Genomic DNA, 21,798 nt, shown 5'->3' with positions numbered 1-21,798 from the left:
CTGGCACGATGGCCGAAACCTTCTCCCCCATTCTCCACCCGCAAACCGAGGCCCGGATCGACGCAATCATGGCGCGGCTGACACAGGACAATATCCGGCTGGCCACTGCGGAAAGCTGCACTGGCGGAATTCTCGCCTCGCTCTTCACCGACATACCCGGCAAGAGTCATGTCTTCGAAGCCGGGTTCGTGACCTACAGCGATGGCGCCAAGACGCGGATGCTGGGTGTATCGCCCGAACTGCTCCAGCGCTTCGGCGCGGTATCGCCAGAAGCCGCAACAGCGATGGTCGAAGGAGCCCTGCGCAACTCGACCGCCGATCTTGCGCTGTCTGTCACCGGGTTTGCAGGACCAGGCGGCGCTGATGAGGAAGCCGGGCTGGTACACTTCGCCTGCGCCTGGCGCGAAGGTGTTACGCTTCATGCCGAGCGCCACTTTGGCACGAGCAATCGGGGCGCAACCCGGCTGTGCTGCATCGATACGGCGCTCGATCTGCTGTCCGCCGCCCTGGGGCGGAGCGAAGCGGAGCAGGGAACTGCGGCACCGGCGTCTGATTCCTGAAGCTTCTCTGGCCGGTGGTCGGTCTCATCCATTTCCGCTACTTCGGCTCGCCGTCGGCGTAGGAAGACGATGACCCGAGCGAACCAAGGATTGACGAAGTGCTGATCAAGCCCACTTCCGCCACCGCGGAAGCCGCAGCAGAGTTGTTGCGCGGATTCCCGCCGGTCTATCGCCCGGATGCGCGGGTCCTGATCCTCGGTTCTTTACCCGGCGCACAGTCCCTGGCCCGGCAAAGCTACTATGCCAATCCCCGCAACCAGTTCTGGCAGTTGGTTGGCAGTGTGATTGGCGTCGACCTGGTCGGGTGCGACTATGCGGACCGGCTAGCCACCTTGATCGCGCACCGGGTCGCGCTGTGGGACGTTGTCTCGACCGGGCATCGCCAGGGCAGCCTGGATGCCGACCTTAAGATTGCCGAGCGATCCGATCTGGCGGGACTGGTTGCGCGATTGCCGGACCTGCGGGCGATTGCCTTCAATGGTCAGCTGGCAGCGCGGCAGGCGGCGGATGCCGGTGCGGCGGTGGAGCTGATTACCTTGCCTTCAAGCAGCCCGGCCCACACGCTGCCGCTGGCGCAGAAACAAACAGCCTGGAACGCGATTGGACGCCACCTGAGCTGACGCCCTGCGCGTCAAAACGGAAAAGGCCCGCCGTTTCCGGCGGGCCTTGGTCCATCAACACTGTCAGGCGTTGGATTACTTGGCGGCTTCCGAGGCCGGAGCTTCGGCAGCCGGAGCAGCAGCGGCGTCGCTGGCAGCGGCAGTCGCGGCATCGGTGGCAGCAGCGGTTTCAGTGGCAGCAGCTTCGGTGGCAGCAGCTTCAGTAGCAGCGGCTTCCGGAGCGGCTTCTTCCTTCTTGGCGCCGCAAGCGGCGAGGCCGAGGGCCAGCATAGCAGTCAGGGCAACGGTAGTCTTGCGCATTTGGGAAACTCCCCCTTGTTGAGACCCCCATCATTGAATCGAATCTTGCGGCGCGCAATAGCTTATTCACCATGATCTTCAGTCGCGCGCCGCGATCCAGTCGCGGACCAGCCCGGCCGCCTGTTGAGCCAGAGCCGGTTGACCAAAATAGTAATGATTTGCGCCATTTATGACATAATGGTCGATCTCGCAGCGCTTAGCCGCCGCCATCAGCCGGGCGGCATGGCTGGGGGTGCAGGCATCGTCGGCGCCGTTTTCGATCACCAGCATCGGACAGTGAATCCGAGCGGCGCACTTCAAACCATCAGCCTGCGAATCGTCATAGGACCACTGTGACAGCCATGATCGCAGCGTCGTGAACCGCGCCAGTCCGACCGGACCATCGTTGACCACGAAGGGATCGCCCAGCATGCAATGGTTCGGCTCGCGCTCGTTCGGATCGACCAAGGGATCGACCCAGCGTGGATCGCCCATGGTGCCCTGGACGGTGAAGCAGCGCTCGTGATGCTCCAGCCCCCTGGCCTTCAAATCGGCCAGCTGCTCCTTCACCCAGGCCGTGATCCGCCGATTGCGGGCAATCTGGCGGGCGCGGTATTCGGCCACGAAATCGGCCGAGAACGGCGGCTTCGGGCCATCGGGCGCGAAGATGTTCCAGGCCGGGTTGCGATCAAAGGGGCGGCTCTCGTCCTCGATTGACGCATCGAGCCATTCGGTCAGCGTCAGGTTGCGTGACAGGTGCGCGGCCAGCAGCAGTACGCCATCTGCGGGGATAAAATTCGCGGCGGTCAGGTCATAGGGATCGCCGGCCGGGGTATGCGTAACGCGCGGATCCTGCGCTTCGGCCTGGTAGAACAGGCTTTGCGCTCCGCCGCCCGACCACCCGCCAAGATAGACCTTCTGGTAGCCCAACCGCTCCTTGGCATCGCGGATACAGGCGGCAAAATCCATCACCGCGCGCTCCATGATCAGCGCCGTGTCATTGCCCCGATAGCGCGTGTTGCAATAGATCGTGTGGACGCCCATTCGCGCCAGCATCCCCACCAGCGGCAGATAGGCCCCGCCGCCGATCGGGTGCGAGAAGATCACCACGCTGTCCGACGGGGTGTGCGGCTTCAGGTGGTGGGCCTCGACCACTACCTTGCCGAGCGCCCCGCCATAGGTGTCCTTGAAGGCGCTGACCTCGTCGAAGGCGATCAGGTAGGGGATGCGGTCATAGGCGGTCGACGGGCGGTCGGTGGTGATCTGGGTCATGGCCGCAGTCTCACGCCGCCGCCGCGGCTTGTCCAGTCACCCCGCGCCAGCCGGTGAACTCTGCGCTTCGCCCCAGCACGATCCGGTTGAAGCCCAGCGCGAACAGCACCGAAGTGGCCAGCGTCACCACCATGAAGTCGATATAGTGGACCCCGATAAGCCCGGCCGGCTGCCAGGCAAAGGTGTAGAGCCCATAGAGCGCGACGCCCCAGACCACCCCGGCAATCGCCGCGCGCGCCGCCACGCCCCGGAACAGCAGCGCGACGATGAAGGCCGAGAGGATCGGCATTGAGGACAAACCGTTCAATTGCTGCAGCAGGTTGATGATCGACTTGGCGTTCTGGAACACCGGCACCATCAGGATCGAGGTGATGGTGAGGATCACCGAGACGGTGCTGGCCAGCCGCCAGTGGTTCGACACCGGCCGCACGAACTTGGCGTGGAAATCCACCGCATAGAGCGCGACCGAGCTGTTGAGGATCGCCGCGGTGTGGGCAATCACCGCCGCCGCCATCATCGCTGCAAAAGCTCCAGAGAGCCACTGCGGCAGGACCGCCGCGACAACCTGGCCATAGGCGGCATCATCGACATCGCCGAACAGCTTGTAGCCGACCACGCCCGGGATCACGACAATCGCCGGGATGACCAGGATCCGCACCGCAGCGGCCGCCAGCACGCCCTTCTGCGCCTCACGCACGGTCGGCGCGGTCATCGCTTTCTGGGTGATGTTCTGGTTGGTCGACCAGTAGAAGATCTGGATGAACAGCATGCCGGTGAACAGCGTGTGGAACGGGATCGGTGAATCCGCGTCCCCCACCATGGTCAGCCGTTCCTGCGGAATGCCGGAGAAATCCCAGCCGATCGCATTGCAGGCCAGCACCACCACCAGCAGCGCAATCGCCAGCACGCCGATGCCCGAATAGGTGTCCATCACCGCCACGGCGCGTAGACCGCCCATGATCGTATAGACCGCCGCGATCACGGCCATCGGCGCGGCGAAATACCACAGCGGCCAATCGACCCCGAACATCGACTTGAGGAACAGCGTGCCTGAATAGAGCGCCGCCGGCAGGTAAATTAGGATATTGCCGATCAGGAACAGCGCCGAAATCAGCGTCCGGATCGAACCGCCGTCGTAACGCTGCTCGAGCAGCTCGGTCACCGTGGTGCAGCCGGTGCGGTAGTAGACCGGCACAAACACGAAGGCCAGGATCATCAGCCCGACAAAGCCGGCCAGCTCCCACCAGGCCAGCAGCAGCATCTGGTTGCCGTTCATGCCGACCAATTGCTCGGTCGAAAGGTTGGTCAGCGTGATCGCCCCGGCGACATAAAGCCATTTCAGGCCCCCGCTGGCCAGGTAGACGTCCTTGGCTGAACCATCGTGCGCGGGGTGGGCGGCCCTGGTGGTGGTGCGCCAGGTGAAGAAGCCGATCACCGCCAGCAGGACCAGCGCCATCGTCACCTGCCCCGCAAAGCTCGCCCAGAACTGCCCCATTTGCGCTCCCCACCGTTGTTTTGCCGGGAGGCTACAAGCGATTAGCGACCATGGCTAGAGCAGCGGGTTCGGTCCCATCCCGATCGCATCGCCGTTCGCCCAGGTGGCGTGGGTGCCCGAGCAGAACCGTTCGGGCAGCACGATCCGGCAGACGGGACCTTCGCTGAACCGCTTGGCGTCGATCAGCACGCATTCGCTGGTATCGGTGTTGAGATCGGCGATGAACGAAACGAGGTACCCATCGTCCTCATCCTGGGCGCCGATCCTGGGCGCAAAGGGTGCCTCGCTGCCAAAGCGGTCGGGTCCGAATTCGAGTGTCTCGCTGGTGCCGGCCGTTAGGTCATGCTTGACGAGGCCGCGGAACAGGAACCAGCCCGGCTCGGGCACGGCGGAATAGGCATAGCGGTTTTTCCGCCCGGCATAGGCCTGGTTGATCATGCCGAATTCCAGGATGCGGTCATCCAGCCGTTGCTCGGTGGTCTTGCCCGTCTTCAGGTTGAAGCGCCAGCGGTGCAGCTTGGGCTTCATGAGCATCTGGTCGAGATAGGCCATCATCCGCTCGTACCCCTCGGGCGCATCGGGGTAGGACTTGGGCATCGGCTCTTCCTGATAATACCCATCTAGCACCACATCGTCGCCTTCTTCCCAGGCGTTGAGCCAATGGAGAACATAGGTCGGCTCAGCCTCGAACCAGCGGATTTCCTCTGGCTGGCCATAGCGCGGGATCAGACCGAAGCGGGTCGGTTGATCCGGGTGGAAGTTCACGACGTGAAGGTTCCGTTCCAGCAGCTGCTCGTTCCAGTAGAGCGGCATATCGTTGAGGATCGACCAGTTGGGTGTGAAGGCCATGTCATGGGGCAAGCGCGGGCCGGCCAGCGGGATCGGGACATAGTGCTTCAACTGGTTGTCCGGCCCGACCACCCCGTAATGCATGAAGGGGGCGTGCTTGGCATAGTTGAAGAACATCAGTTCGCCGGTCGCTTCATCAACCTTGGCGTGGGCGGAAATGCCGTCGTCCGGCACCCAGCCCTCAGTCCCGCCCTGGTCCAGCGTGTAGGGATCAAGCCGATAGCCCTCGCCGCATTGGTAGAAGGTGGAAAGGATCTTGCCGGCGTGGATCACCACGTCGGTGGAGGAGCTGTCCTTGAGCCATTCCTGCGCGCCCCAGCCCGGCCGGGTAGACTTGTGGGGCGGCTCCATCAGGCCGGCCCATAATGCCTGGCCGGCTTCCTGTTCGGCAAGGAAGCCCTTGGTCCGCACGAAGCGGCTGCGATAGGCGGCGCGGCCGCCCTTGAAGCTGATCGAGTGGATCATCCCGTCGCCGTCAAAGGGGTGATAGCGCCCGATCGGTTCGTGCACTGGCACTTCGCCAGTGCGCACGTATACGCCATCGATATCCGCTGGAATCGTGCCGATGACCTCGGCCTCACCATTTGCAAACAGCGCGTTCCATTCGTTGAAGCTCGGCCGCCAGGCGCCCTGCATATAGGGCCGGTCGGTGGACTTCAGGGTCGACCGGATGGTCTCGACCAATTGCGCCGTCATGCTTCCGCTCCATTTTCTTTGGCGCGAAGACTAACGCGTCCCCGGCCAGCCTGCCAGCCGGTAATGCAGGGGTTTAGCGCTGCTCCAGTGCCAGCAGGGCGAAGGTCGCCAGCCAATGCTCGCCCATGTAATCATCGCCCAGATGCGGTAGCGCCGCATCGAGGTGCTGCTGCGCGGTGGCCAGCGCCGGCTCCCGAGCCGCATGCCCCTTTGGCAAGGCCGCAGCTATCCCGCGCCAGCACCAGGCGCGGCTGAGGTTTAGCCCATCGAGGTGAGCGATCTTGCCGTCGCTGCGATCAGAGACCGTGGCCGGGGTAAACAGGGTTGCGGGCTCCCCATGCGCGGCCCGCGGGAGGAACAGATCGAACCAATCGGCAAAGTCCGAACCCAGCACCCGGCTCATCAGCAGCGCCTCGGTCAGCGCGGAAGAAAGGAATTCATCACCGCCTGGCTCCCAGGCCTGGCAATCGCGATCCTGTCCAAACCAGTCGCGGCTACGGGCGTCCAACAAGGCGACAAGGCGCGGATCCTGCTCCAGCGCCCAATCGCGCGCCAGGGTCAGCGCGAAGGCTGAGGAGTAGTGCGTGCCAACCCGGATCGGATAGGTTTGAAGCGGCAGGAACTGACGGAACCGTTCGGCGAAGGCAGCGGCAAAGGCATCCCCATGGCGCGCCCAAGGCCGGTCATGCCGAACCATCTCGGCGTGGAGCGCCAGCGCCCAGGCCCAGCCATAGGGCCGCTCGAACCCGCGCGACGAGGGCCGGGCAAGATAGGCGGTCTCGACTGCGAAATTCTCCGCGGTCAGCATTTCTTCGGCCAGGGCATGGACTCGCGCAGCCTCGGGCTGGTTCGGATAGAGCCGCGCCAGCCGCAACACTTGCCACCAGCCATGCAGGCAGGAATGCCAGTCAAAGCTGCCGAAGAAGATTGGGTGGAGCTGACGCGGCGTACGTGCATCCTCCGGCCCGTCCATCACGTGGTCAAGCTTGTGCGGAAATTCGCGGGTCAGGTGGCCCAGGGTTAGCGCCATGAAGCGCGCGGCGTAATCGGCGGTCAGGGTCGTCATCAGAAAGCAAACCACCATATGAAAAGCGTGTTGACCGCCAGCAGCGGAAGCGCCGTGCCGACCTGGGTCCAGACCACGGCGTTGCGGTCCTTCAGTTCGAGCAGCGCGGCAGGGACAATGTTGAAGTTCGCCGCCATCGGCGTCATCAGTGTGCCGCAGAATCCTGCCAGCATACCGATCGCGCAGACCACCGCCGGATCGCCGCCATACTGATGAATAAGGAGCGGCACTGCGATTGCCGCCGCCATCACCGGAAAGGCGGCAAAGGCATTGCCCATCACCATGGTGAACAGCGCCATGCCGACGGTAAAGGCGATGATCGCGCCGATCTTGCTACCGGCTGGGATCACACCCGACATCAGCTGGCCGACCACGTCACCCACACCCGCGAGCGCGAAGACCGCGCCAAGGCTGGCCAGCATCTGCGGCAGGATCGCCGCCCAGCCGACCGAATCCATCAGCCGCCGCCCTTCCTGCAAGGGTGCCGCCGGATGCGGGCGCAGCCAGGCAAGGCCAGTCACCAATGCCAGCAGCGCACCCAGCGCCAGGCTGACCAGCGTCACCTGCTTGGGATTGACCAGGCCCGGCAGATGTTCGAACCCGAAGGTCCCGGCGAGTGCCGTCGCCGGGATCACCAGCGCCAGCAGGAACAACTTGTTGCCATAACGGGCAGCGCGCTCGGCCCGGACCACTGCTGTTGTCCCCCCAGCGCCCCGGCCCAGTTGCCCGGTACCGGCAATCGCCACCAAGGCCAGGACCAGCAGGCCATTGCCGAAATCGCCCAGCCGGTCTCCCGCCAGCATCGACAGCGCGAGCAGGCCCCAGAACGCGCCATTGCCCCAGCGCTTCCGATTGCTGGCATCGCGCAAAGAGAGCACGGCAAAAGCGAGGAAGGTCAGGCCCGCGAGCGTATAGACGAATGGCAGGCCGATCATTGTCCGGCCTCCTTCTGCCCGAGCTGCCGATCCAGCCGCCACAGCCGGAAGCCGTGGATCACGAAAGCGGCGATTGCGGTCGGGATGGCCCAGACCGAAAGCTGGAACGGTGAGAGGATGATGCCTTGTTGTTCAAGGAAGCCGACCATCAACAAGATCGATCCGATCGCGATGAAGATGTCCTCGCCGAAAAACAGCCCGATGTTGTCGGTCGCAGCGGACATGGCCTTGACATGCTCGCGCTCGTCCTCGGTCAGGTCCTTCTGCCCTTCAGCCGCCGCCTCGGCCATCGGTGCCACGAGCGGACGGACGGTCTGGGCGTGGCCTGCGACCGAAGTCAGCCCGAGCGCCGAAGAGACCTGGCGGATCAGCAGGTAGCCGGTCAGCAACCGGCCGGTCGTGGCGCCCTTGAGGCCGGCAATCAGGCCGCGGGCGCGCTCTTGCAGCCCATGCGCTTCGAGCAGACCGATCACCGGCAAAACAATCCATACTACAGAGACGTAGCGAGTGTTGTTGAATGCCTTTCCGAAGGCTGAAACAATTGCCTGAAGATCAAGCCCAGCTGCAACGCCGGTCACTGCCGCAGCGGCGACCACAACCAACAGCGGATTGAAGCGCAGCACGAAGCCCAGCACCATGACCGCGATGCCGGACAGGACCCACATCTCGCTCACCCGTAGCCTCCCCCGCCCGGCGTTTCGACGACCATCACGTCACCCGGATTCATCAGCACCGAAGCGGTGGAATCGAGAACCTCAACTTCACCTGAGGTTCGTTCTACGCGCGTTGCACCAGGCGCTCCGGGCGCGCCGCCGGCCAGTCCGAATGGCGGCACGCGGCGGCGATTGGCGAGCATGCCGGCCTCCATCGTTTCCAGGAAGCGTAGCCGCCGCAGCGCCCCGTCACCGCCGCGATGCCGCCCTGCTCCACCTGATCCGCGCCTTATGGCGAACGCCTCAAGCAGAATTGGAAACCGCGTTTCGAGCACTTCGGGATCGGTCAGGCGGCTGTTGGTCATGTGGGTCTGAACCACACTGGTCCCGTCGAAGTCCGGTCCCGCGCCAGAACCGCCGGCGATCGTCTCGTAGTACTGGTAACGGTCATTGCCGAAGGTCAGATTGTTCATTGTCCCCTGTGCCGCAGCCATCGCGCCGAAGGCGCCGAACAGCGCATCGGTGACGACCTGGCTGGTCTCGACATTCCCGGCCACGACCGCTGCGGGATAACGCGGACGCAGCATGCACCCTTCGGGCACCAGGATCTTGACTGGGGCGAGGCAGCCCTCGTTCATTGGAATCGGATCGTCGATCATGGTCCGCAGGACATACATCACAGCCGCGCGGACCACGCTGAAGGGCGCGTTGAAATTGCCGGGCAGCTGGTCGCTCGTTCCGGCAAAGTCGATCGTCACCTGGCGGCCCACACGATCCACCCGCACTGCAACGCAGACCACCGCGCCGTTATCCAGCTCATAGCGAAAGCTGCCATCCTCAAGCCGTCCGATCAGTCGGCGCACGGCTTCCTCGGCATTGTCATGGACATGGCCCATATAGGCGCGGACGACATCTGCGCCGTGTTCGGTGCAGGCCCGCTCCAGCCCGGCGGCACCGCGGGCGCAGGCCGCAACCTGCGCCGCGAGATCGGCGAGGTTTGCTTCGACATTGCGCGCCGGATGCAGCCCGGACGAAAGGATCGCGGCTAGCTCGTCCCGACAGAAGCGGCCTTCGTCGACCAGCAGGACATTTTCAAGCAGCACCCCTTCATCACCAATCGTGCGGCTGCTGGGCGGCATCGATCCGGGCGCGATCCCGCCGACATCGGCGTGATGCCCGCGCGCGGCGACATAGAAGTCGGGCTCCTGCCCTTCCCCGACGAAGACTGGCATGACCACGGTTATGTCCGGTAGATGGGTGCCGCCGGCATAGGGCGCATTGAGGACATAGGCATCGCCGCGGCGGATGCCCCTTCCGTCCTTGCCTCCGGCCCGCTCCCGCAAGACGGCCTGGACGCTCTCCCCCATCGAGCCGAGATGCACCGGCATATGCGGCGCGTTGGCCACCAGCCGTCCGGCCCCATCAAAAATCGCGCAGGAGAAATCGAGCCGCTCGCGGATGTTGACCGACATGGCCGTGCGCGCGAGCGCCGAGCCCATCTCCTCTGCGATCGCCATGAACAGACCGTTGAATATCTCGAGGCGGACGGGGTCCACCTCGGTTCCGCTGGCGAGCGCTGCGGCGCGCGGCGCGGTGCGGGTCAGCCGCAGGGTGCCATCGCCATCGACCGTCAGCGACCAGCCCGGCTCCACCACCGTGGTGGCGAGCGGATCGATCACGATCAGCGGCCCGGGTGCAGCAAAGCCTGCGGGCAAGGCAGCGCGGTCGTAGACCGCAACACGGTGATCTGCGCCGTCCAGATAGCAGTCAATTGTTTCCAGCGCCGGTCCAGCCTGTTCCGGCAGCGGCCAGTCGAGCCCGCCCGTGATCTCACCGGCAGCGATCGCTTCCACGCGCACCCGATCGATCGCCAGCGCGCCATCGCCATCATAGCCGAATTGCGCGCGGTGCGCGGCGGCGAAGGCAGCGGCGAGCTGTTGGGGCTCGCCGCGCGGCAGCTCGATAGTGTTTTCAGAGCCTTCGCGGCGCAGGAACAAGCGGGTACGGACTTCCGAGGCTTCCCCGCTCAGTTCGCCGCGGACTTGCTGGCCAAGCTCCTGGGCCAGATTGTCCGCTGCGGCGAGGCCATCGGCTAGCGGCTGCCCCAAGGTCTGTTCACGCACCGCCGCTTCGCTGGCAAGGCCCATGCCATAGGCAGAAAGCACCCCGGCGAGCGGGTGGACCAGCACGGTATCGATCGCCAGCGCATCGGCCACCAGGCAGGCGTGTTGCCCGCCCGCGCCCCCAAAGCATGACAAGGCATAGCCGGTCACGTCATGCCCGCGCGCGACCGAGATCTGCTTGATCGCATGGGCCATGTTGGCAACGGCAATTGTGACGAAGCCTTCGGCCAGCGCCGCGGGCGGAAACAGCTGTCCTGTCTCAGCCTGGATCGCCGCGGCCATTTCCGCAAACTTATCGGCCACCACTGCGGGATCAATCGGCTGGTCGCCGTTCGGCCCGAACAGGTGCGGGAAGTGTTCGGGGCGCAGCTTGCCGAGCATGACGTTGCAGTCGGTCACGGTCAGCGGCCCGCCATTGCGGTAGCAGGCCGGCCCCGGCACGGCCCCTGCACTTTCAGGCCCGACCACCAGCCGCCCGGCATCAAACCGGCAGATCGAGCCGCCACCTGCCGCTACGGTGTGGATCCGCAACATCGGCGTGCGGATCCGGACATTGGCGACGCGCACTTCGCTGTCGCGCTCGAATTGGCCGGCATAGTGGCTGACATCGGTCGAAGTGCCGCCCATGTCGAAGCCGATTACCTTGCGGGCACCGCTCGCCTCGGCCGTGCGCGCCATGCCGACGATGCCGCCAGCGGGGCCCGAAAGGATCGCGTCCTTGCCGCGGAACCTGGCACCATCGGCCAGCCCGCCGCTCGATTGCATGAACAGGGCGCGGTTGGCCCCGCCCAGCGCCGTGGTGAACTGATCGACGTAGCGGCGCAGCACTGGCGAGAGATAGGCATCAACCAGCGTCGTATCTCCGCGCCCGACCAGCTTGATCAGCGGAGCAACCTCGTGGCTGACCGAGACCTGGGTAAACCCGGCGGACCGCGCCAGTTCGGCCAGCCGCGCCTCGTGCGCCGGATAGCGATAGCCGTGCATCAGCACGATCGCGATCGAGCAGAAGCCGGCGGCCACAGCTTCGGCAAAGGCGGCGCTGGCCTGGGCTTCATCCAGCGGTTCCAGCACAGTGCCATCGGCCTTCACCCGCTCGGCAATCTCGATCACGCGGGCGTGGGGCGGCTCGGGCAGGACGATCTGCCGCACGAACAGTTCGGGCCGTTCCTGTGTGCCAATCCGCAGCGCATCGCCAAAGCCGCGGGTAATGGCGAGTACGGTCGGTTCCCCCTTGCGCTCGAGCAAGGCATTGGTGGCAACGGTTGTACCCATCCGCACGGCGGCGTGCGGCAGCGCCCCCGCTCCTGTGCCGCTCAACTGCCGGATTGCGGCAATAGCCGCATCCTCGTCCCGGGCCGGATCTTCGGACAGGAGCTTGGCGGTCAGTACCCGGCCATCCGGCGCGCGGGCCACCACATCCGTGAATGTGCCGCCGCGGTCGATCCAGAATTGCCACTCACCCATCATGCCGCCGTCATAGGGCGGCTGACGAGAGAGGCAATCACTTGCCGACGGGCACCGCGTCGAGCGGGGTCACCACCACCACGACCCGGCGGTTTTGGGCACGGCCATCCTCGGTATCGTTGCTGTCAATCGGGTCGGTCTCGCCAAAGCCCTGGGCGCGCATGCCGCTGGGTGAAAGACCGCCCTTGACCAGCGCTTCCTTGACCGTATTGGCGCGCCGTTCGGACAGAGCCTGGTTGTAGGTGTCCGACCCGGTCGAATCGGTGTGCCCTTCCACCAGCGCACCGCTGATGCCAACGCCAACCAGCGCCTTGGCCAGCCGGTCGACAATCGCTGCGGCTTCAGGCGGCAAGTCGCTCTGATCGACTTCGAACAGCACCTTGTCGGCAATGCCAAGTTCGTAGTTTTCGCCCACTGGCTTGAACCCTTCGGCCACCAGCAGAGCGACCTGCTGCTTGGAAAAGGTCGGCTTCGTCGGCGTAGTCTGGCAGGCCGCGAGCAGCGCCAGCATTGCGAGCAGAATCAGTCTGGGCATCAATGGTCCTCCCTAATGTTTTGACTGCGCACGCGCTTGTCGTGGTACATCGCATGGTCGGCGCGCCGCAGAAGCTCTTCCGGTGCCAGTCCATCATCGGGATAGGTCGCGATCCCGACGCTCAGCCCGGTGCAAACCGTCTGGCCACCTGGCAGGTCGATCGGCGGCGCCATGGCCTGGCCAAGCCGCGCTGCGACCCGGCAGGCGGTTTCGTCGGCGTCGACCGGCGCGAGCAGGACGGCAAATTCGTCTCCGCCCAGCCGGAACGCCCGATCCTGCTGGCGCAGCACCGCCAGCATCCGCCGGGCCACTGCCACCAGCACGGCATCTCCAGCCGCGTGGCCATGCGTATCGTTGATCGCCTTGAACTGGTCCAGGTCGCAATAGAGTACGGCAAAGGACTGGCTGGCGGTCACCGCAGCGGTCACGGCGCGGGGCAAAGCAGCCTCGAACGCCGCCCGGTTGCCCAGACCCGTGAGCGGATCAAGCATAACCCGTTCGGCCAGTTCGGCATTTTCGCGCGTCATGGTGGCGTGCCAGCCTTGCAGTTCCGCCAGCAGGGCGTTGAAGTCCTGTCCGAAGCGGTCAATCTCGGCGATCCCGGCCACGGGCACGCGGCGATCAAACGAACGCTCGGTCCGCACGGCGTGGGCCACTTCGGCCACGTGCTCAAGCGGGCCGATCACGTCGCGCTGCAACCGGCGCGCCAGGATGCGGGTAGCGATGACCGTCAGCGCCAGAGTGGTCAGGGCGATGATCGTCCCGGCCAGGGCAAAGCGCAGCAGGGCTTCGGGATTGCCGGTGATGCGAACCTCGCCGATCCGGGTCCCGCTGTGGACCAGCGGCGCTGTAGCCGGGCGGCGCCAGAGCAGCCGGTTGCCGGCCGCCAACAACCAGTCAGGCAAACCAGCGCGCGGATTGGTCCAAGTCGCCAGCACGCGTCCGGTCGGATCGCGCACTTCGACCTGGCGCACCCCGCCGCTGTCGGCAACCGAAGCGATCCCGTCGAGGATTGCCTGTCGGTCATCGAAAACCACGGCCGGCTCTACGGTGTAGGCCACGGTTCGCGCCACCAGATCGAGGTTGCGCTGGGCATAGCTGCGGATCACCAGCCCCCCGCTGAGCGTCAGGCTGGCCGCCGCCAGCAGCACCGCGAACAGGATCAGCCGCAGGTGGACCCGGCCAAGCATCTCGCGAATGGTCAGGAGCCGCGCCGTGCTCATGGCTGGCCTCCTGTCGATAGACGCAGCACGCGCGGATCGACCCTCAGGCCCGAGCGCGCGACCGCATCGACATTGAGGCGGAACGAGACCGCCTGGGCCGAAAAGCTAAGGCAGAACATCGCCTGACTGCGGCAGGCGGGGTCAGCTTCGGCCACGGTCATCACCCCGCGCCCACGCAGGACGGTGGTCAGCTGCCGCTGCGCCGGTGGGGCGAGTTGGCCGATGTAGACGGCATCGCAGGCGCCCGCTGTAACAGCACCAGGCGGCAGAGTGCGGCGCTCGATCAGGCGGCCGTCGGCCAGCCGCAGGCCATCGAGGCGGCCGGCATAGAGTGCCGGCCCGGCCACGCAGAGCCGCAGCGGATTTCTGGGACTGGGCCAGCGGGTATATTCGACCAGCGATTGCACCACCCGGGCGACCGCCGGGTCATAGTTGCCGGCCTCGGCCGCGCCGGCCAAAGCGAATGGCGTCAGCAGGGGATCGCCTGTTACCACAGGCGGCATATCGCCAAGCGCCAGGAGCGCGGCAGACAGGAGAGCTGTTGTAACCACCCGTTTATCGACCCGGCTCAAGCCTTTGCGCAGAACAACAGCAATTGCAAGGCAATGCGGGAATTGGTTTCCGACGCAACCAGTGCTAGGCGCGATTCATGCCTGCACCGATCGACCGCACCGCCCTGCGTGAAGCCTATCGCATGGAGGAGGAAGCCTGCATTGCCGAGCGCCTCCGTCAGGCCGCTCCGGCCAGTGCGGTACACTCCGAGGCCAGGCGGATTGCGGCGCGGCTGGTTGAGGGCGCACGGGCGCACAAGGCCAGCGGGCTTGACGCTTTCCTCCAGACCTACGGCCTGGGAACCGATGAGGGCATTGCCCTGATGTGCCTTGCCGAGGCGCTGCTGCGGGTGCCCGATGCGGCCACCGCCGATGCCCTCATTCACGACAAGCTCGGCGGGATCGACTGGTCGGAACACCTTGGTGAAAGCGGCTCTACCTTCGTCAATGCGGCCACCTTCTCGCTGATGCTGACGGGCCAGGTGCTCGACCAGCGCCGGGCCAAGGCCGATGGCCTGGGCGCAGTCTTGAAGCGCGCCGTCGGCCGACTTGGCGAGCCGGTGATCCGCCAGGCAACCTTGCAGGCGATGAAGATCCTGGGCGGTCAGTTCGTGTTCGGCCGGACCATCGACGAGGCGCTGGAACGCGCCGCGCCGGAGCGGAAGCAGAACCTGACGCACAGCTTCGACATGCTGGGCGAAGCGGCGATGACCTTCGCCGATGCCGAGCGCTATCGGCTGAGCTACGAAGCCGCATTGGACCGGATCGCGCAGGAAGCTGGAGCCGGCGTGGTCCGCTCGCCGGGGATTTCGGTCAAGCTTTCGGCGCTCCACCCACGTTACGATTTCCTCCATGCCGATGCCGCCAAGGCCGCACTGGTGCCGATGCTCAAGGCGCTGGCGCTGAAGGCGCGCGCTGCCGATATCCACTTCACCATCGACGCCGAAGAGGCCGAACGGCTGGAGCTGTCGATGGACATCATCGAAGCCCTGGCCAGCGACGACGAGCTGTTTGCAGGCGGCTGGCAAGGCTTTGGTCTGGCACTGCAAGCCTATTCGAAGCGCGCTGTGCCGCTGGTCGACTGGGTGGTCCAGCTGGCTCGCCGCCATGGCCGCCGGATCATGGTCCGGCTGGTCAAGGGCGCATACTGGGACAGCGAGATCAAGCTGAGCCAGGTTGGCGGGCAGGTCGACTATCCGGTCTTCACCCGCAAGGTCGCGACCGACGTGTCTTACCTCGCCTGCGCAGCCAAGCTGCTGGCCACGCCCGATGCGATCTATCCGGCCTTTGCGACGCACAACGCCTATACCGTCGGCGCGATCAAGGCGCTGGCTGGTGAGACCGAATTTGAGTTCCAGCGGCTCCACGGCATGGGCGAGGATGTCTATGCCGAACTGGCCAGGTTCGAGGCCGAGACCGGCAATCGCCGCACCCCCGTGCGGATCTATGCGCCGGTTGGCGGGCACAAAGAACTGCTGGCCTACCTCGTCCGCCGGCTGCTGGAGAACGGCGCCAACAGCTCGTTCGTCAACCGCATGGCTGATGCCGAGGTGCCGGTCGATGACCTGGTCCGCGATCCGGTTGAGGAACTGGCTGCGCTGACCCCGCGCCGCAACCCGGCGATCCCGCTACCGCACCAGATCTTCCCGGGCCGCCTGAACAGTGCCGGGGTGGACCTGGCCGATCCGCTGCTGCGTAGGCCGCTGCTGGCACATCTGGATGAACTCGCCACGCTATGCTGGGAGGCTGAGCCGACAGCGCTGGCGGGTGAGCCGGGTCAGGCCGCCGAGATTCGCTCGCCCTATGACAACAGCAAGGTGGTCGGGACGATCCGCAACGCCTCCGCCGCCGAAGTCGCCTTTGCCGCCGAACGCGCCGCCAAGGCCCAGCCGGGCTGGAATGCACTGGGCGGGGCTGAACGTGCGGCGCTGCTGGAGAAGGCCGCCGATGCCTTTGAAGCGCACACGCCCGAATTCCTCTCGCTCTGCCAGCGCGAGGCCGGCAAGTCGCTGGTCGATGCCGTGCTTGAGCTGCGCGAGGCGGTCGATTTCCTGCGCTACTACGCCGCCGAAGCGCGCGCGCACTTTGGCGAGGGCCGCCCTCTCCCTGGCCCGACCGGTGAAAGCAACCGGCTGACGCTGCATGGCCGCGGCGTCTTCGTGACGATCAGCCCGTGGAACTTCCCGCTGGCGATCTTCATCGGCATGGCTTCGGCCGCGCTCGCTGCTGGCAACGCGGTCCTTGCCAAGCCGGCCGAGCAAACCCCGCTGATCGCAGCGCTGGCCGTGCGGCTGTGCCACGAGGCCGGTATTCCCGACGATGTACTGCAACTGGTGCCCGGAGACGGTGCAGTCGGCGCGCTCTTGACCGCGCGGCCCGAAGTGGCGGGCGTGGCTTTCACCGGCTCCACCGAGACCGCCCGGGCGATCAACCGCGCGCTCGCCCAACGCGACGGGCCGATCGCCGCCCTGATCGCCGAAACCGGCGGGCAGAACGCGATGATCGTCGACAGTTCGGCCCTGCCCGAGCAGGTTACCCGCGATGTCGTCGCCAGCGCGTTCCAGAGCGCGGGGCAGCGCTGCTCGGCGCTGCGCGTGCTGTACCTGCAGGACGATGTTTACGACGGCATGCTGGAGATGATCCGCGGCGCCTTCGAAGCCCTGGTGATCGGTGATCCGCAGGCGCTCACCACCGATGTCGGCCCAGTGATCGATGCCGAGGCCAAGGCCGCGCTTGACCAGCATATTGCCGCGATGAAGGCAGCCGGCCGCCCGGTCTGGCAGCGCGAGCTTCCGGCAGATTGCGCCAAGGGTACCTTCGTCGCCCCCACGATCATCGAGATCGAAGCGATCGGCGACCTCTCCCGCGAAAACTTCGGCCCGGTCCTGCACGTTGCCCGGTTCAAAGGCGATGAGCTGGAGGCCGTGATCGAGGCGATCAACGCCACCGGCTTTGGCCTGACCCTGGGCCTGCACAGCCGGATCGACGCGACCCGGCGGCTGGTCGAGGCCAAGGCGCGGGTCGGCAATTTCTACGTGAACCGCAATCAGATCGGCGCCGTGGTGGAAAGCCAGCCTTTTGGCGGCGAAGGGCTTTCCGGCACCGGTCCGAAGGCCGGCGGGCCGCACTATCTGCCGCGCTTCGCGACCGAGCGGGTGACCTGCATCGACACCACTGCGGCGGGCGGCAATGCCAGCCTGATGGCCGGAGGATAAGATTCCCGTCGCTTGGCTCTTGCCGATCTTAATCGCGCGCTTAACATAGCTCCCAACCGGGAGAGAAAAATGGATCAGGCCAAGTACGATCGGCTGCTAGAGCGCGCCAAGCGCACGATCGATCTGTTCACGTTTGATGAGTTCATCCGCTTCTGGGCGAAGGACCGTCCGGAAATCATCGCGCTCGACGGCGATGACCTGTCGCTGACCTATGGTGAGCTCGAGGATGCGACCGCGCGCGTTGCCTCCGCGCTGCTCGCGCTCGGCCTCAAGAAAGGCGATCGGGTTTCCTGGTTCGGCAAGAACGCGACAACTTACTTTACCCTGTTCTTCGGCGCGGCGCGTGCCGGGATCGTGATGACGCCGGTCGGCTGGCGGCTGGCCGAACCTGAGGCTGCCTTCATCATCGACAATGCCGAAGCAAAGGTTCTGTTCCTGGGCGACGGGTTCGAAGCCTGCGCCAATACCTTGGGCAAGCGCCCCGGCTTGATCGCCTGCTACACAGCGGAAGAAACCCGCAAGGTGATGAAGGAGACACCGCGCGCGGAGTTCGAGCCATCGGGCCCGAACGATGCTGTGCTGCAGCTCTACACTTCGGGCACCACTGGCAATCCCAAGGGCGCAGTGCTTTCGAACGCCAACCTGTTTGCCTTGCGCAAGGCAGGAGTGGACAACCCGCACCCCTATACCCTGATGGACGAGGACGAGGCCATCCTCGTCGCCATGCCCTGCGCCCATATCGGCGGCACCGGGCTGGGCGTCATGTCGCTGGCAGCTGGCCTGCCCGGCGTGGTCCTCTCTGAATTCGAGCCGACCCGGGTGTTCGATGCCGTGGTCAACCGCGGCGTAACGCGGTTCTTCATCGTACCGGCCGCGCTGGCGCTGCTGCTGCAGCATCCGGACTGCGCCAAGACCGATTTCAGCCGCCTGCGCTATATCCTCTACGGCGCCTCGCCGATCCCGCTCGAGCTGCTGCGCCAATGCATTGCCATGTTTGGGGCCGATTTCATCCAGGCCTACGGGATGACCGAAACCACCGGCACGATCTGCACCCTGCCGCCCGAGGACCACTCGGTCGAAGGCAATCAGCGGATGCGATCAGCCGGCAAGCCGCTGCCCGGCGTCGAAGTGATGATCCGCGGCCAGGACGGCCAGGCCATGCCGGTGGGCGCGATCGGCGAGATCGTCACCCGTTCGTCCAACAACATGCTGGGCTACTGGAAGCTGCCCGAAGCGACCGCCAGCACGATGGACGCCGATGGCTGGATCGCCACTGGCGACGTCGGTTATATGGATGAAGACGGCTACGTCTACATGTATGATCGCGCCAAGGACATGATCATCACCGGCGGCGAGAACGTCTATCCGGCCGAGGTCGAGAGCGGGATTTATGGCCACCCCGACGTGCTGGAAGTCGCCGTGATCGGCGTGCCGGATGCGAAGTGGGGCGAAGCGGTCAAGGCCATCTGCGTACCCAAGCCTGGCCATACGATCGATCCGGACAGCATCATCGGCTGGGCCCGCGAACGGCTCGCCGGGTTCAAGGTGCCAAAGTCAGTCGATACGATCGAAGCCCTGCCGCGCAACCCCAGCGGCAAGATCCTGCGCCGCGAATTGCGCGCACCCTATTGGGCGGGCTACGACCGCCAGGTTAACTGAGAGGATTGCCGAAATGACCGACGCCCTGCCCGGTGCCAAGGACCACATCGCCGCCGCGCTCGCGCTCTGCGCCAAGATCGACGACTTGCCGGCGGACACCCCGCTGATCGCCATCAACAAGGTGGGCGTGATTGGTGCCGGCACCATGGGCGGCGGGATCGCGATGAACTTCCTCTCGGCCGGCATCCCGGTGACCATCGTCGAGCGCGAACAGGCCGCGCTCGATCGCGGCGTTGCGGTGATGGGCAAGAACTACGAAGCCAGCGTCAAGCGCGGCCGGATCGAAGCGGCAGTGGCGGAGGCGGCAATGGCACGTCTGACCCCCAGCCTGGAATTCGAAAGCCTCTCCGATTGCGACCTAGTGATCGAAGCGGTCTATGAATCGATGGAAGTGAAGAAGGACGTCTTCGGACGGCTGGACGCCATCGTGAAGCCGGGCGCGATCCTAGCCAGCAATACCAGCTACCTCGACGTGAACGAGATCGCCTCGGCCACCAAGCGGCCCGAAGCCGTGCTGGGCATGCACTTCTTCTCACCCGCCAACATCATGAAGCTGCTCGAAGTGGTGCGCGGGGCCAAGACGGGCGCAAGCGAGCTGGCGACGGTGATGCAGCTCGCAGGCAAGATCGGCAAGGTTCCGGTCGTCTCGGGCGTGTGTCACGGCTTCATCGGCAACCGCATGCTCTCCAAGCGCCAGGAGCAGGCCAATGCCCTGCTGATGGAAGGCGCGGCCTATTACGATATCGATCAGGTGCTGCTCGACTTCGGCTTCCCGATGGGACCATTTCAGATGGGCGACCTCGCCGGTCTCGACATCGGCTGGCACCGCGATCCCACCAAGGTCACCACGATCCGCGAAGCGCTCTGCGCCGCTGGTCGCTGGGGCCAGAAGACCGGCAAGGGCTTCTACGATTATGCCGAGGACCGCAGCCGCAGCCCCTCGGACGAGGTCAAGGCGATCATCGCCGAATTCGCCAGCAAGTCTGGCGTCGCCCAGCGCGAGGTCAGCAAGCAGGAGATCTTCGAACGCCTCCTCTATCCAATGGTTTCGGAAGGGGCGCTGATCCTGGAAGAAGGCATCGCCCAGCGCGCCGGCGACATCGATCTGGTCTGGCTTAACGGCTATGGCTGGCCGGCCTGGACCGGCGGGATCATGTACTGGGCCGATCACGAAGGCCTGGGCAAGATCGCCGAGGGCCTGAAGCGCCACGGCCTGCCGGTTGCGCCGCTGCTGGAAAAGCTGGCGGCGAGCGGCGGCAAGTTCAGCGACTGAGCCTGCTCAGCGCGCCCGCGGGATGCATTGCTCCCGCAGGACGCCCGCAAAGTGCCCGCAGCCATAGAGCACGATCTCGCTGCCCGAGGGATCGCGCGTATAGCTGAATTGCAGCGCAGCGCGGGCCGCCGGCGGGATCGGGAAGGACTGCGGAATTGCCGCCGGATCGGTCCAGCCTAGCACGCGGCAGGTCCCTGGCTGGTTGCAGACCGCGCGGGCAGCGGCCAACGCGTCCGCCGTGGCCGTACCCGCCAGCAGGATGAAGTTGGCCTTGCCGCCGGTGTTGCGCATCACGACCGTGCCGCTGTCGATCTTCGGTGCATCGGGTACGGGCGTGGGCATGGGCGCCGCTTCCGTCAGGATCGCTGCCGCATCGCCAAACAAGGTGGCTGGATCAGGTTCGCCGCCGCGATAGGCGGCCGAAAAGGCCGCCCGCGTGCCCCAGAACCCCGGCCAGCGGAAGAACAGGTGGGTTTCGATCTTCGCCAGCTTGTCGAGCTCCGGGCTCCAGTAGGGATAGACCCAGTCGGTGTGGTAGTGCGTGGCTAGACCAACCGGCTTGAAGACGTAGCCGCCCAGCGCCTCGCCGGCGCGGATCCGGGCCTGCAGCCAGGCGCTGTCCGAATAGCGCCGCGCCAGCGAGCCATCGCAAGTGAAGGTGAACTGGCAACCGGTCGCCCGCTCGCTGCCCTGGAACACCACGCCGCAGACCGTCTTCGCAAAGGCCGGATGGCGGACGCGGTTGAGCACGACCTGGATCACGGCGCGCTGGCCGATGTCGCTGGGGCCGGCCTCGGCCATGGCCGCGAGCGCGAGGCATTCGGCCGCGCGATGGCGGTCTTCGGCCGAACCCTTGAAGGCAAAGCGCGGTGCGGGGCTGATCGGCCCCTTCACAAAGGGCACGGCGGCATTGCGCGCGCGGGCAGCATCCATTTCGGACAGCGATGGCGGCGCGGTAAGGACTGGAGCTACACTGGGCAGGCCAGGCAACCGCGCCAATTCCGCAGCGCGATCGACCTTGCCACTGGAAAGGGCGAGCCCCAGCGCCACCGCAAGCGCGATCAGCACGGCAATTGTGATGGGAATCAGGGCCAGTCTCAGCCCGCGGTTCGCACTCATCGCCGGGTCCTATCGCGCGCCGGGTTAACCGAACAACAAAAAACCCCGCCAAAGCGGGGTTTCTGTGTTGGCCTGCGGGAGTAAGAGTTAAACCTACACCCGTCAGGCCATGCTGCGGGATTGCGTGACCGAAGCCGCTTCTTGCGGCAACGGCCAGCAACCTCGCCTTACGCGTAACTGACGTTCGTCGGCCGGGCTTGATTGCGGCGAC

The 21,798-nt window shown here is 65.5% G+C and carries 17 protein-coding genes and 1 pseudogene (1 of these 18 only partly in view); 5 read left to right on the top strand and 13 right to left on the bottom strand.

The window, feature by feature from the left end:
• The first annotated feature begins 8 nt into the window (after window positions 1-8).
• Both FRF71_RS09665 and FRF71_RS09660 read left to right on the top strand, forming a co-directional pair.
• Window positions 9-560, top strand: coding sequence for a CinA family protein (locus FRF71_RS09665; RefSeq protein ID WP_147090457.1), 552 nt, complete (start codon window positions 9-11; stop codon window positions 558-560).
• A gap of 98 nt (window positions 561-658) precedes the next feature.
• Window positions 659-1,180: a DNA-deoxyinosine glycosylase gene (locus FRF71_RS09660; RefSeq protein WP_238339166.1), complete on the top strand. Its 522-nt coding sequence runs from the start codon at window positions 659-661 to the stop codon at window positions 1,178-1,180.
• 75 nt (window positions 1,181-1,255) lie between these two features.
• Here FRF71_RS09660 and FRF71_RS09655 read toward each other — a convergent pair whose 3' ends face one another.
• The 11 genes from FRF71_RS09655 to yfiR all read right to left on the bottom strand — a co-directional run bounded on the left by FRF71_RS09655 (window position 1,256) and on the right by yfiR (window position 14,342).
• A complete protein-coding gene (locus tag FRF71_RS09655) occupies window positions 1,256-1,480 on the bottom strand; it encodes a hypothetical protein (RefSeq protein ID WP_147090456.1) in 225 nt (74 codons plus the stop codon).
• A gap of 78 nt (window positions 1,481-1,558) precedes the next feature.
• Entirely contained in the window at window positions 1,559-2,731 is a 1,173-nt protein-coding gene (locus FRF71_RS09650; protein WP_147090455.1) for an alpha/beta hydrolase family protein, read from the bottom strand.
• Between the two features lie 10 nt (window positions 2,732-2,741).
• Window positions 2,742-4,226, bottom strand: a complete 1,485-nt coding sequence (locus FRF71_RS09645) for a sodium:solute symporter family transporter (protein ID WP_192900000.1) — start codon at window positions 4,224-4,226, stop codon at window positions 2,742-2,744.
• Window positions 4,227-4,280: 54 nt separating this feature from the next.
• On the bottom strand, window positions 4,281-5,771 hold the full coding sequence (locus tag FRF71_RS09640) for a carotenoid oxygenase family protein (RefSeq protein ID WP_147090454.1): 1,491 nt from the start codon (window positions 5,769-5,771) through the stop codon (window positions 4,281-4,283).
• A 73-nt stretch (window positions 5,772-5,844) separates the two neighbouring features.
• The gene (locus tag FRF71_RS09635) at window positions 5,845-6,837 is read right to left on the bottom strand and encodes a DUF2891 domain-containing protein (RefSeq protein WP_147090453.1); all 993 of its coding nucleotides are present in this window, start codon (window positions 6,835-6,837) and stop codon (window positions 5,845-5,847) included.
• A complete protein-coding gene (locus tag FRF71_RS09630; RefSeq protein WP_147090452.1) occupies window positions 6,837-7,772 on the bottom strand; it encodes a DUF979 domain-containing protein in 936 nt (311 codons plus the stop codon). The genes FRF71_RS09635 and FRF71_RS09630 overlap by 1 nt, the downstream gene beginning before the upstream one ends.
• Window positions 7,769-8,437: a DUF969 domain-containing protein gene (locus tag FRF71_RS09625; protein WP_147091605.1), complete on the bottom strand. Its 669-nt coding sequence runs from the start codon at window positions 8,435-8,437 to the stop codon at window positions 7,769-7,771. The genes FRF71_RS09630 and FRF71_RS09625 overlap by 4 nt, the downstream gene beginning before the upstream one ends.
• Before the next feature lie 5 nt (window positions 8,438-8,442).
• Complete coding sequence (locus tag FRF71_RS09620; RefSeq protein ID WP_147090451.1) at window positions 8,443-12,015, bottom strand: hydantoinase B/oxoprolinase family protein; 3,573 nt, start codon at window positions 12,013-12,015, stop codon at window positions 8,443-8,445.
• Window positions 12,016-12,049: 34 nt separating this feature from the next.
• Window positions 12,050-12,547 (bottom strand): outer membrane lipoprotein YfiB, encoded by a 498-nt coding sequence (yfiB, locus tag FRF71_RS09615; RefSeq protein ID WP_147090450.1) that lies wholly within the window; start codon window positions 12,545-12,547, stop codon window positions 12,050-12,052.
• Complete coding sequence (gene dgcN / locus FRF71_RS09610) at window positions 12,547-13,770, bottom strand: diguanylate cyclase DgcN/YfiN (protein WP_147090449.1); 1,224 nt, start codon at window positions 13,768-13,770, stop codon at window positions 12,547-12,549. The genes yfiB and dgcN overlap by 1 nt, the downstream gene beginning before the upstream one ends.
• The gene (gene yfiR / locus FRF71_RS09605; protein WP_147090448.1) at window positions 13,767-14,342 is read right to left on the bottom strand and encodes a regulatory sequestration protein YfiR; all 576 of its coding nucleotides are present in this window, start codon (window positions 14,340-14,342) and stop codon (window positions 13,767-13,769) included. Before yfiR ends, dgcN begins: the two co-directional genes overlap by 4 nt.
• Before the next feature lie 77 nt (window positions 14,343-14,419).
• Here yfiR and putA point away from each other — a divergent pair, with 77 nt between their 5' ends.
• The 3 genes and pseudogenes from putA to FRF71_RS09590 form a co-directional block, all read left to right on the top strand.
• Window positions 14,420-17,536: a bifunctional proline dehydrogenase/L-glutamate gamma-semialdehyde dehydrogenase PutA gene (gene putA / locus FRF71_RS09600; RefSeq protein ID WP_147090447.1), complete on the top strand. Its 3,117-nt coding sequence runs from the start codon at window positions 14,420-14,422 to the stop codon at window positions 17,534-17,536.
• Window positions 17,537-17,605: 69 nt separating this feature from the next.
• Window positions 17,606-19,195, top strand: a complete 1,590-nt coding sequence (locus tag FRF71_RS09595) for a fatty acid--CoA ligase (protein WP_147090446.1) — start codon at window positions 17,606-17,608, stop codon at window positions 19,193-19,195.
• A gap of 34 nt (window positions 19,196-19,229) precedes the next feature.
• Window positions 19,230-20,468: pseudogene (locus FRF71_RS09590) on the top strand (3-hydroxyacyl-CoA dehydrogenase); the annotation flags it as partial.
• Between the two features lie 6 nt (window positions 20,469-20,474).
• On the opposite strand, the gene FRF71_RS09585 reads toward FRF71_RS09590, so the two are convergent.
• Both FRF71_RS09585 and FRF71_RS09580 read right to left on the bottom strand, forming a co-directional pair.
• Window positions 20,475-21,587, bottom strand: coding sequence for a cell wall hydrolase (locus FRF71_RS09585; RefSeq protein ID WP_147090444.1), 1,113 nt, complete (start codon window positions 21,585-21,587; stop codon window positions 20,475-20,477).
• A 167-nt stretch (window positions 21,588-21,754) separates the two neighbouring features.
• A protein-coding gene (locus FRF71_RS09580) for a PEPxxWA-CTERM sorting domain-containing protein (protein ID WP_147090443.1) crosses the window boundary here: on the bottom strand, window positions 21,755-21,798 show its 3' end. It continues 634 nt past the right edge of the window; only the last 44 of its 678 coding nucleotides appear in the window; its start codon lies off the right edge, out of view; its stop codon occupies window positions 21,755-21,757.

This window comes from Novosphingobium ginsenosidimutans, assembly GCF_007954425.1.
GTDB classification, from domain to species: Bacteria; Pseudomonadota; Alphaproteobacteria; order Sphingomonadales; family Sphingomonadaceae; genus Novosphingobium; species Novosphingobium ginsenosidimutans.
Note: the sequence above shows the minus strand (reverse complement) of the source record. Positions and strands in the feature narration are given on the sequence as shown.